We start from the raw sequence: 12245 nt of genomic DNA on the forward strand, positions 1-12245 counted from the left end.
AACAACCCCGGCTGGTCACCGGGGTTTTGTTTTTTGTGCGTGTGATGTTTTGATGACGGCGGCTAACTGCTGAGCTTGAGTTGCTCGGTCAATTCGAACTTATTGATTTTGCGCCACAAGGTCGTGCGGCCGATTTTGAGCGCCTTGGCCATCTCATTCAACTTGCCGTCGCACAAGGTCCACGCCTGAATGATCGCTTTTTTCTCCACCTCTTCCAACGACAGCACCGGCTGATTGTCGGTGGACTGGTTGAGGTTGAATTTGATGTCTTCGGGAATGTCGCTCAGGCGAATCAGGTTGGCACTGCGGTTGAGCAGCATGCGTTCGGTGCGGTTGCGCAGTTCGGAGTTATTACCCGGCCAGCGGAAACTCATCAATGCATCCATCGCCAATTTTTCCACCGAAATCGTCACGTTGTGGCGACGTTCGTAATGGTTGACGATTTGCTGCACCAGAAATTCGATGTCTTCTTTGCGCGTTCTTAGGGGCGGAATGCGCAGTTCATTGGCTGAAATTTCGTAATACAGTTGGCGGCCAAATGAGCGCTGTGTGACGTATTCGCTGATCTCCGAGGCGGTGCTGGTGATGAGCTGAAAGTCGACTGGAATCAAGCGCAGGCTATCGCTGCGGCTGACTAAGCCGGTTTTCAGCAGTTTCAGCAGCACCGATTGCAGATCCGGCGACAAGTATTCCACCTTCTCCAAAAACAGCGTGCCACCGTGGGCCAACTCGAATTTGGACGGCATGCCTTGGCCTTCGTCGTAGCCCAAGGTTTCTCGAATTTGCTGCTCACTGGTGAGCGAGCGGCAGTTGAGGGTGATGAACGGCCCCTCTTTGTAGTCGCTCTCGTTGTGAATCGCCATCGCCAGTGTGGCTTTACCTACGCCCTCTTCGCCGGTGATGAGGATGGGCGATTTGGATTTGGTGGCGCGTTTGGCCACGGTGATCAGGTGCTTCATTTTACGCGACACCACCGGCAAAGAGCTGAATGTGTAGCGCGCCTGACCGCCAATTTGTTGCTGCGCCAGTTCGCGGATTTTGTCGATTGGGTGCAAAAACAGCAGGCTGGATCCGTCGTTGAGTGGGCGCAGGGTGATGATTGCTTCGACAAACTCGCCGTGCACTTCCAGCGTGGTGAGTTTGCGGTTGATCTGCGCGCCTGCTTCAATGCTGCTGACGATATTGGGCGCAAAACGCAGCACGGAAAACAGCTCTTTATCCAGCACTTTGGCCATGTCGAGATTGAGCAGCCGCTCGGCCTGATTGTTGGCCATGGTGATGTGTTGTTCTTCATCCCAAGCGATGAGGCCATCGTCCATGCTCTCGAGCGTCGCGTTGTGCGCGCAGGTCAACCGGTTGGTGTTCTCTTGTTCCGATTGAATGTGGATTTGCAAACTCACTTCTTTGGCGCACGAGGCGATGATAACCAAGTTTTCTTTGCGATAGGCATCGGCTTTTTTGAACAGACACGCGGTGCCGCGCAGCTTGCCGAATTGATCGAAAATCGGCGCGGCGGCGGACGCGTAAGCGTGCAGATGGCGGTTGAAGTGCTCGGCGGCAAACACATCGCACGCAACGTGGGTGTGGACGCACAAATTGGTGGCGTTGGTGCCGATTTTCCCTTCCGACAAAAAGCAGCCTTGCTTGATGCCGAGGGCGTCCATCTCTTCTTTGAGCTGCGAATGGCCCACCAACGAGAGAATGCAGCCGTTGTCATCGGTGACCATCAACAACAGGGTGTCGTCGTCGAGCATGTCGTAGGTATCTTCCAACACCGTGGTGGCGCATTGGATCAGGCGTTCGTTGCGCCGCATCAGAGAAGCAAAAGTGTAGCCCGAGGCCAAGTGCGGTTTAGACCAAGTGTAGGGGCTGCACTGCTTGATGCAGCGCTCCCAAGATTCGAGAACGTGTGAGCGGGCAAATTCCGGCGAAACCCAATGATGTTTCTGAAAGAAATCCCATTTGGTTTTGTTGTCTTCGATAGAAAGCATTGAATACCACGGCAATCGGTGCAAGGTATGGCATACGGCGATTGGCAAGCTGCAAACGCGTGGCCAACAGGAAATGGGGTTCATACTAAAGGGCTTTGAGCGGGGAGACTGTGACCGTGTTCACGCGATCTTTGGGGGAATGTCCCACAGGCGATGCGTGCTGCATCGCCTGATGAAGATTAGCGCAGATTGGCGCTCACTTGCGCGCTTACTTTGGCGCACACCGCTTCTGCCAGTTGGTGGCTGGCGAGGTTGCGGGCGATGACCTCTTGGCTCAGTTGGCCGCGTTGCACCACGCTCAACCAATCGTCGATCATGTCGGCAAAGCCTTTGCTGGTCAGCATCGGTGTCCAGTCTTTGAGGGCCAGCGTGGTGGTTTGATTGGCGTGCCAGCGTTTGCCTTCGACAAATGAGTCAAACTCATAGGCGTCATTGATGAACTGCGCGCTGATGCGCTCACCGGTTTTGCCAAATTGGCGATTCATCGACGCGTGCAGCACCGTGTCGCCGTGCTGCCATTGCACGTCGATGCGCGCCAGTTGGTTGCCTGCCATCTGGTGCGTGACATACACGTCATTCAAATCGGCTTTGGCAAACAGGTTGACGCTATCGAGCGGGTGAATGAAGTCGTCAAACAGAAAGGTGCGAATCTCGCCGGTTAAATCGTAACGGTGCTTTTCCCAACGCAGGCCGCGCAGATCCGCACGTTCCCCGCGTTGCATGCCCTGAAGGTGCGTGTTGAATAGGGGAATGTGGCGGCGGTTAAAGCCGACATACAGCGGTTGCTGATGCTGTTCAGCCAGCTCATACAGCTGTTCGCAGGCGGCAGCGCTGTCGGCGAGTGGCTTGTCCACAAAGGTCGGAATCCCGCGGCTGAGAAAGAAGCGTGCGATCTCAGGATGCACGGCTGTTGCGGCGTGAATCATCACCGCATCGGGTTGAAAACCGAGTAGGTCGCGATAGTCGCTGCAGGTGGCGTCAATCCGATATTGGCTGGCCAGTGAAGCCAATGCACTGGCGCTGCGGGTACAGAAGATAAGCTCGACGCCGGGGCGCTGTGTGATGACCGGAAGGTAAGCCTTTTGCGCGATGTCGCCTAGGCCGATGATGCCGATTTTCATGAAACAATCTCAATGGAGGAACATGCCCAAAGGCTAACACGCGGCGAAGAATTTGGTCGAAGAAATACGAGAAAATGGGAAGGCGATCCTTGCCCTGTGATCCAATGCGTTAGAAGGGGCTTTCTCGGTTGAGTTCATTGCAGATTTCAATGATGGCAAGAGAAAGACCCGATTTGATGATTTGCTGCTGGCGTTGCAGTTGCAAATGGTAGAACTCAAGATCGATATCGTCATCGGGTTCATCCAGCGGGCTGAATTGAACCATGCCCATTTTTTGGACGAGGTTGAGGGTTTGAATCGGGGCGATGATTTTGGGATCCGTGAACGAATATTCCGCCCCATCGCTGTTGAGTTGATTGCGCAGTTTGATGATGCTTTCGATGTCGTGGTAGACGGCATCGGGCAGCACCCCTAAACCGTACAACAGTTTGAGACGCACGGACAAATTGCCCAGCGGACCGGTGTCTTGCAGCAACGGACCGACCACCGATTGAACCGCAAAGTTGTCTTTACGGAAAATGCGTTGCATCAGCGCATCAATGGCGTCATTGAAGACTTCGACGGTTGCAATGAAGAAACCACGGACCGATGGTGCATCGTTCAGTCGTTCTAGAATATCGGTTTCGTTAATTTTTTCTGCCATATACTGATCTAAGTGTTTTCTTGGGATGGAGGGCGAGTTGCCCTCCAATCGTTCGGCACCGTTAGAGTTGGTTGTAAAGCGACGCAATGGTCTGCACTTCTGCGCTGTGTTCATCCAGACCGGTGTAGTGGGCCACTGTTTGAGTGACGCCGTGCTGGCTGAGCGACGTTTGCAGTTCGACAGCTTGTGGATCGCTGTCATTGGTGTATTTCAATGCGGCGGCGATGCCTTTCAAAAGTGTTTTATTTTCAGTGCCATACTCGATTGTACCCAGTAATGGCTTCACTAATCTATCATTTGGACCCAATTTACGAATTGGCTGACGGCCGACGCGATCCACTTCATCCACCAAGTACGGGTTGGCAAAGCGGCCGAGAATCTTGTCGATGTACGCGTTGTGCATGTCGCGATCGAACCCGTAACGGCGGATCAGCACCTCACCACTCTCCTGCATGGCCTGTTTCACTTGCGTGCGAATGGCTGGATCTTCAATCGCTTCGCGAATGGTGCGATGGCCACTCAAACAACCCAAATATGCGGTGATGCAGTGACCGGTGTTGAGGGTGAACAGTTTACGCTCGACAAACGCCATCAGGTTATCGGTTTTTTCCATGCCGGCGATGGTTGGAATCTCGCCTTTGAACTGCTGCTCATCGACAATCCATTCGCTAAAGCTTTCCACGGTCACTTCCAGTGGGTCGTCGTTGGCCGCTTCTGCCGGTGGCACAATGCGGTCGACGGCTGAGTCGACAAAACCAATCAGCGCGTCAGCTTTGGCGTGCAAGGCTGCATCGAGGTGTTTGTAGACTTCACCTTTCAGGTGTGTGGTGCCGCGAACCATGTTCTCGCACGCGATGATATTGAGGGGCGCTTCATTGCCGACCTCAAAGCGTTTGGCGATGCCTTGGGCGATGGTTTTGGCGATGATGTCGAGCACGTTCGGACCCACGGCGGTGGTGACCAAATCGGTGTTGACGATGCGGTCGATGACGTCTTCGCTGGCGGAGTTCACGGCGGTTACGTGCGTGACGGTGTCGATTTGGCATTCAGTGCCGACCACTTTCACTTTGTACTCTTGTTTGTGGCTGAGCTGGTCGACGAGCGGGGCGTTCACGTCGGCGAACGTGACGGCCACGTCGGCGTCTGCAAGAAGTTTACCAATGAAGCCACGACCGATGTTGCCTGCGCCAAAATGTACTGCGTTTTTCATAATACTTACCTACCAATGTCTAAAATGTGACGAACGAATTGAGGGTGAGGCCAACCGCATAGGGGGTGACAGCTGACCTCATGTTTGCTCAGGAGCAAATGACTTGGGCGTGATTAAGCGGCTTGCTCGCGACCCAGGATAGTGAGGATTTCCTCGATATCCGTGGTGCTGGTTAGCGTTTCAATCGCGTCCGGCTCATCGAGCGCGTTCGTGATGGTAGTGATGACTTGAATATGCTCATCGTTCTTGGCGGCAATGCCGATCACCAGTTTGGCGACGTCATCGTGGTCATCGGTAAATTGGATGCCAGATGGGTATTGGCAGATCACAATGCCGGTTTTCTTCACGCGGTCTTTCGCTTCCACGGTGCCGTGGGGCACAGCGATGGACTCGCCAAGGTAGGTGGACACCAGCGCTTCACGTTCAAACATGGCGTCGACGTATTCAGGTTCGGCGTAACCCAGTTCAACCAACTTGTTCCCAGCAAAGCGAATTGCTTCTTCTTTGTTGGCGGCTTTCAAGCCCAAGTGAATGTTTTCTCGTTGGATTTGGAAAACCGAAGGTTGCTGTGGTTCAAAACTGTCGTCGTTCGCGGCGAGGACAGACACTTTAACCATCTGCTCGTCGTTGGCTGCCGCCGGTTTTTGCGCGGCCAGCAGTTGGGTGACCAGTTGGTTGTACATCTGGCTGTCAAGGAAGTTAGTCAGTGAGATGTGGTGTGCGTTTGGTGCGTGCTTACGTGCACGATCCGTCAAATCTTTATGAGTAATCACGATATCTGCACTCTCGGTTAAGCTGTTGATGGCGAGGTTGGTCACATGAATCTTGAGACCGGCGTCCTGTACTTTCTTGCGCAGCATGCTGGCACCCATGGCGCTCGAGCCCATGCCTGCATCACAGGCAACAATGATGCTTTGTACAGTCGCAAGGTCGATGTCACCTTTGTTCTCGCTGTTCACGGCTGCGCCATGGTTCGAGGTCGATTGTTTCGAGGCAGATTTCATCTCTTTCATTTGTGAAGTGGCTTTGTCGAGCGCGGCTTCATCGCCTTCTTCTTCGGTCGACGTTTGCGTTTTCATCAGCAGTGATGCCACAGCAAACGACACGCCTGCCGCAGAGGCGATGGACGCCAGTACGCCGACAATGGATGCTTTTTGTGTCATCAGCAACACGGCGAAGATTGAACCCGGAGACGCGGGTGACACAATGCCTGCATTGAACATGGTGAGTACGAAGACGCCTGTCATCCCGCCGGCAATCGCTGCCAGAATCAGACGTGGGTTCATCAGGATGTATGGGAAGTAAATCTCATGGATACCGCCGAAGAAGTGGATGATGGATGCACCCCCCGCGGTTTGGCGCGCTGTGCCTTTGCCAAAGACCATATAGGCCAGCAGAATACCCAAACCCGGACCTGGGTTCGCTTCAATCAAGAAGAAAATAGACTGACCGGTTTCTGAGGCTTGTTGAATGCCCAGTGGCGAGAAAATGCCGTGGTTGATCGCATTATTCAGGAACAGGATTTTCGCAGGTTCAACAAAGATAGAAGTGAGTGGCAGAAGGTGTGCTGACACAAGGAAGTTAACGCCAGCCGCTAAGGTGCCAGACAGGACTTTCACAAACGGGCCGATGAGGTAGAACGACAGAATCGCCAGCAGCATACCAATGATGCCCGCCGAGAAGTTGTTGACCAACATCTCAAACCCGCTTTTGACTTTGCCATCGATGTAGTGATCGAATTTCTTGATCGCCCAACCACCCAACGGGCCGACCATCATGGCGCCCATGAACATTGGAATGTCGGTACCGACAATCACGCCCATGGTGGTAATTGCACCCACGACCGCGCCGCGGTCGCCGCCGACTAATTTACCCCCGGTGTAACCGATGAGTAGTGGCAACAAGTAAGTGATCATAGGACCAACCATTGACGCTAGCGTTTCATTCGGTAGCCATCCAGTTGGAATAAACAGTGCTGTGATAAAGCCCCACGCGATAAACGCGCCAATGTTTGGCATTACCATGTTTGACAGAAAGCGACCAAAATTTTGTATCTTGATCTTGGCATCTGGTGATATCATAACAATTCCCCGTTCGATGTTCTGATGAATATTGTTGTCGTAAACGGTTCGTCAAAACCGTGATTTGATTGCTTAGTACCCAATCAATTTACCACACATTTTCTCATTGGAACTGACAACGGGTTTTTTGTGATCCGCGCAACGTAATCCTCGCTCATCAAACTATTTTTCTGTGATCTACCTCCTCTCTTGACCATGTAATTTTGCTACAAAAGCCAATGTTTTTATTTTGCAATCACTTTGTAATGTTTAATCTCACAAAAATAGAAAATTCAAAATTAAATAAAAGGTGATTTAAGTCACGTATTGAGTTGATTTTTGGACTGGAAAAAATAGCGAAGTGATCTATGTCACTCATTGTTATTTATTTCAAAAGTCGAAATAAATAATCCAAACCTGTAATGAGTGTTTTGTAACTTATATACGAAATTTATCGGCGTCCTCGACGCGTTTTTCGTGCATGAATCGATGCTGTGAATCATGCTGCCAACAACGCGCGATCTGACGGGCGGCGCTTACGTGACTTTTGGCACGAATCGCGATTAAAGATACAGCGCCAATGGGTCGCCTATTTAGAGAGAAGCACCAGAGAAGGGCTGAACAGGTTCGGTGGTGCGGGCTGTGAGAGCGGGCAATCGGTGATGTAAAGCGTCCGCCATGGCGACGCGGTAGGACTTTTCTGAAATTTGCGCATGCACGCGCAGCCCCTGTTTTTGGGCGCTGTTAATAACTTATTGATTTTAAATTAAATGGATTGAGTCATCGCATTGCATGTTTATGCTTTGATTCACAAACTAGACAATAAGGACGCAAGTTGCGGAAGAGATGAGCAGCAAACAGTTTAGTCAATAAACGTTCCCTGCTAGAATTCTGCCACTTTCAATAATGACAATTAGAATTTGTACATGAAAGAAAACGTCATTGTTTCGGTTTCGTCTATTCACGGAACACGGCATTTTCATATTGGCAAATGGTATCGTCACTGTCTTAAAGGCTTCGGCTATGTCCTGCTTGCAGGCGCAGTTGCGGCTGGTGGTGTTATTTACTACCTCGTCGGTGAAGTGGACTTTGCCAAATTGAAACAGCAAGAGCTGGAAAGCCAGTCAACGTCGCTGCATGAAGAAGTTGCCTCGCTGAAAGAGCTAAAAGAGAACCTGGAAAACGATCTGCTTGAACGTGAAGAAAAGATGCAGATCGTGTCGGATCGCCTCGGCGATTTAGAAAAAGTGTTGGGCGTGGAAGATTCCGGCGCGGAATTGGAATCCCGTTTAGATACCGCGGCGATCACCTCGTCGGTCAGGATGGTGATGTTAACCCAAATCCCAAGTGGTGCACCTGTCCAAAAGGCGAGAATTTCGTCAGGATACGGTAAACGTGTTCATCCTGTGACCGGGGAAGTGAAATTCCATCGCGGCCAAGATTTTGCCGTCAACATCGGTACGCCGGTGTATGCCCCCGCCGATGGGGTGGTGGAAGTGACACGCGCAAGCAACAAAGGTTCGGGTAACTTTTTGCGGTTGCAACACGCATACGGGTTCTCAAGCTCTTATTCACATTTGCAAAAATTTGCGGTGAAAAGCGGAGACTTTATTCAAAAAGGTGACCTGATAGGTTACTCGGGCAATAGCGGCCTGTCATCGGGCCCGCATTTGCACTATGAAATTCGATTTGTCGGACGACCGTTAGATCCCAGACCATTTGTTGACTGGGGTGTGAATGACTTCGATTCGATATTCAGCAAGGTAAGAGGTATTCGATGGGAATCTTTAGTAAACAAAGTCGAGCTAAGAGTCAGCGCTCAGCTACAACTCTCATCGCAAAGGGGTGTTCTATCAGCGGACAACTCCGGTTAGAGAGCAATATGCAGGTTGATGGCCAGATTGATGGCCAGATCCATGTGGAAAAATCGTTGGTGATCAGCGAAAGCGGCTGTGTTAGCGGCGAAATTTACGCGGAACATGTCATTGTGAACGGTGAATTTGAAGGCATCTGCCACGCCGACAAGATTGAGATCTTAAGCAAAGGCCGCGTCAATGGCAGTATCTACAGCGATGACCTGAGTATTGAACAAGGTGGCCGTTTTAACGGTGTGACCTACCCAGCAGAGCAGTCGAAAGTGGCTGAGCTGGTGGAAATCAGTGAAGTGAAAATGGCCGCTGAAGGTTAATTTAACGCTCACGTGAACACAAAAAGCCCCGCAATGCGGGGCTTTGTCGTTTTCTCTCCCCAAGCACCGGCTAGGCCGATGCGATGGATGAGCCAGTCTGCGGATTACTGTTTGTCTTGATCAAAGTCGCCGTGGAAGTGGGCGTGATCCGAGTGACTCTTCGCCGCTTTGAGTTTTTCGCCAATGCGCAATTTTTGTGTGCTTTGTGTCGCACTCATACTGCGCAGCATGGGTTGCTCGCTCTCGGCCTCTGCTGGGAACAGCGGACGGCTCATCGCATAATAGGTGGTGACATAGGCCAGCGCCTGCGTGTTCACCCACAGGGCTTGTTGGCTGATGTTGTTGAGATCATCACACGCCTGGTGGTAACAAACGTCGTAGGCCACATCAATCTCACCGCCAAATTGTTCCACTTCTTGTGCGGTTTTGGTTTGTTCTGCGCCGGTGAACAGGCCACCAAACGCCACGCCCCAATCGGCAAAGCCTGCGTAATCCGAGCGTTTCGATAGGGCCTGAGGAACGGTCGCGCTGTCTTTCGAGGTGAAGAATTCGTTGAAGATGGATTCGATGTCTGAAGTGCCGTAAGGCGGTTCAAAATCACCCGTGTAGGCGTTGTCTGGGCTGTCTTTGGTATCGGACAAGTCGCCATCCATGACGCCGTAGATGTAGTTGGGAGAACCAATCATGTCGAAGTTGAGATACAGCTTCACTTTGTTGAGCTTGTTGTATCGCGCATCGACCAATTCCAGCTGCGCTTGTGTCAATTGCGCGGGATCGCTGATGCCCAGTTCGTCCATGATCTGCTGCTGCGCTTTATCGTATAGCGGGGCAAACAGTGCATTGGTGTAGTATTCCGAGCCCACTAAGCCCGCTTCTTCTGCCGCCCACCACGCAAAGCGAACGCGGTTTTTCACCGGCACTTTGAGGTTTGCCAGTGTCACTGCATATTCGAGTAAGCCAGCGGTGCCGGAGCCGTTGTCGTTGATCCCCGGCCCTTCGGGCACCGAATCCAAGTGCGCGCCCAGCATGACGATATTGTTCGGGTTACCGCCGCGCGTTTCGGCGATGACGTTTTGCGTCACCACCATGTCATCTTTGACATCAATGTTCAGTGTGGCTGGAACCGAGGCTGATTGAGCCGCTTGATACCAGCTTTCGCCCAGTTCATAACGCACGCCAAAGGCTGGAATGGTGACGGTGGTGTCACTGCCGAGCGTGCCATTCACCACACCTTTTCGGCCCTCATCATTGCCTTGGTTAAACACGATGGCTGCGATGGCGCCCGCGTTCTGGGCGTTCATCACTTTGTCGCTAAAGCTACACGCGCCGCGTTGAATGACCGCGATTTTGCCAGCAATGGCTTTGCCTTCGAAATCGGAAGCTTCACAGCCATCGCTGCTGTCGTAGCTGTCGGACTCAAAATCGAAATCGGGCGTCACAAACACCAGTTCGCCGCTCAGCTCGCCATTCGAGCCGCCGGAATAAGACATTGCCGCGAAGTCAGGTTCTGTGCCGTCGGGCGCATTGCGCGTACCGACCAGTTCACTGCCATTCACGGTCAAATGGGTGTTGGCGAGCTCTTCCCACGCGCGGAAATCAAACTCTTGCGTGGTGACTTTGTAGCCGTGCGCTTTCATGGTGGCGATGATGTAATCCACCGACTCTTGATAGCCTTGGCTGCCCGCCGCACGCGTGATGCCGCTGTTGTCGCTGGTTGGCGAGGCAAGGCCTTCCAGCGTTTGCAAATGATCGACGACCTCATCCTGTTCAATGGCCTGACTGACGTGCTCTGCGACCCAACGTGGGTCATCAAAATAACAACCGCTGAGCAGCGTGGCGCTGACGGCCGCCGCGATCAGGGTTCTTCGAGTGGTCATGTGTGCTTGCATCGGTAACTCCTTGTTGAGTGATCCAAGCCATTGTTCGCCAGCGATTTGGTTAATGAAATGTTAATTTAAGCATCGTGATGCTTATTATGGCTGAATATCAAACTCTGTGAATGCAACATGAGGTGAATTCATTGCATCAATGAGTGGTTGTCACTAAATACACAGAATCAGTAACGCATTGTTAATTATAGAAATATTAATAATGATAAGGTGGGCGATGGCGGGAAAGGCGGGCACAAAAAAGCCCCGCGATCAGCGGGGCTCGAACCGATGCAGAGCGGGGCTTAGAAGCCTTTGATGTTTTCCGCTTCAAGTTCAGTGAAGTATTTTACAGTCTTCACTTTCAATTCTTGTGTGGCTGGCTCGTCACACACGATGACTGCTTTTGGATGCAGTTGCAGCGCCGATACAGTCCACAGGTGGTTCACGCAACCTTCGACCGCAGCTTCCAGTGCTTGTGCTTTGTTGTGACCGGTCACGAGGATCATCACTTCTTGCGCATCTAACAGGGTACCCACACCGATGGTCAGTGCGTATTTGGGTACTTGGTTGATGTCGCCATCAAAGAAGCGAGAGTTTGCGATGCGGGTGTCGTGAGTCAGGGTTTTGATACGCGTGCGTGATGACAAAGAAGACGCTGGCTCGTTGAATGCGATGTGACCATCGTTGCCCACGCCGCCCATGAACAGGTTGATTTTGCCGTACGATTTGATTTTCTCTTCGTACAGACGGCACTCTTCATCGTGATCGTCGGTGTTGCCGTTCAGCAAGTTGATGTTCTCTTCTTGAATATCAACGTGGTTGAAGAAGTTGTTGAACATGAATGAACGGTAAGATTCTGGGTGGTCGGCAGGCAGGCCAACGTATTCATCCATATTAAAGGTCACAACGTGTTTGAAGCTCACTTTACCTTCGTTGTAAAGCTCGATCAGTGCGTTGTAAGTTGCCAGAGGTGTACCACCTGTTGGAAGGCCTAATACAAAAGGACGCTCCGCAGTTGGCTTGAAGTCGTTAATGCGTTTTGCAATAAATGCTGCAGCCCATTTACCTACTTGTGCCGCGTTGTTCAGTGGAATCAGTCTCATGGATAGCCTCTAATGTGGTAATTCGTGATTCGGATAATCATTAATTCGCATTATAAAA

9 protein-coding genes are annotated in these 12245 nt (G+C 51.7%); 2 read left to right on the top strand and 7 right to left on the bottom strand.

Annotated elements, in window-relative coordinates:
* Positions 1–62 precede the first annotated feature (62 nt).
* The 5 genes from dhaR to ACF8PK_RS11485 form a co-directional block, all read right to left on the bottom strand.
* Complete coding sequence (gene dhaR / locus ACF8PK_RS11465) at positions 63–1991, bottom strand: dihydroxyacetone kinase operon transcriptional regulator DhaR (protein WP_154179496.1); 1929 nt, start codon at positions 1989–1991, stop codon at positions 63–65.
* Positions 1992–2170: 179 nt separating this feature from the next.
* Positions 2171–3112: a Gfo/Idh/MocA family protein gene (locus ACF8PK_RS11470; RefSeq protein WP_392441373.1), complete on the bottom strand. Its 942-nt coding sequence runs from the start codon at positions 3110–3112 to the stop codon at positions 2171–2173.
* 109 nt (positions 3113–3221) lie between these two features.
* Positions 3222–3755, bottom strand: coding sequence for an MltR family transcriptional regulator (locus tag ACF8PK_RS11475; RefSeq protein ID WP_392441375.1), 534 nt, complete (start codon positions 3753–3755; stop codon positions 3222–3224).
* Positions 3756–3816: 61 nt separating this feature from the next.
* Positions 3817–4965, bottom strand: coding sequence for a mannitol-1-phosphate 5-dehydrogenase (locus ACF8PK_RS11480; RefSeq protein WP_014257792.1), 1149 nt, complete (start codon positions 4963–4965; stop codon positions 3817–3819).
* Positions 4966–5078: 113 nt separating this feature from the next.
* Positions 5079–7046, bottom strand: coding sequence for a PTS mannitol transporter subunit IICBA (locus ACF8PK_RS11485; RefSeq protein WP_014257791.1), 1968 nt, complete (start codon positions 7044–7046; stop codon positions 5079–5081).
* 905 nt (positions 7047–7951) lie between these two features.
* On the opposite strand from ACF8PK_RS11485, the gene ACF8PK_RS11490 reads away from it, so the two are divergent.
* The gene (locus ACF8PK_RS11490) at positions 7952–8899 is read left to right on the top strand and encodes a M23 family metallopeptidase (RefSeq protein WP_004727488.1); all 948 of its coding nucleotides are present in this window, start codon (positions 7952–7954) and stop codon (positions 8897–8899) included.
* Positions 8900–8907: 8 nt separating this feature from the next.
* The gene (locus ACF8PK_RS11495; protein ID WP_004727489.1) at positions 8908–9213 is read left to right on the top strand and encodes a polymer-forming cytoskeletal protein; all 306 of its coding nucleotides are present in this window, start codon (positions 8908–8910) and stop codon (positions 9211–9213) included.
* A gap of 104 nt (positions 9214–9317) precedes the next feature.
* Here the strand turns inward: ACF8PK_RS11495 and ACF8PK_RS11500 are convergent, their stop codons facing one another.
* Together ACF8PK_RS11500 and nagB are read right to left on the bottom strand one after the other, a co-directional pair.
* Entirely contained in the window at positions 9318–11102 is a 1785-nt protein-coding gene (locus tag ACF8PK_RS11500; RefSeq protein WP_392441380.1) for a M28 family peptidase, read from the bottom strand.
* Between the two features lie 284 nt (positions 11103–11386).
* On the bottom strand, positions 11387–12187 hold the full coding sequence (nagB, locus tag ACF8PK_RS11505; RefSeq protein WP_004727491.1) for a glucosamine-6-phosphate deaminase: 801 nt from the start codon (positions 12185–12187) through the stop codon (positions 11387–11389).
* Between the last annotated feature and the right edge of the window lie 58 nt (positions 12188–12245).

Origin of the sequence: Vibrio sp. CJQ_6, from assembly GCF_043106745.1 — a bacterium.
In the GTDB taxonomy this organism is placed as follows: domain Bacteria; phylum Pseudomonadota; class Gammaproteobacteria; order Enterobacterales; family Vibrionaceae; genus Vibrio; species Vibrio furnissii.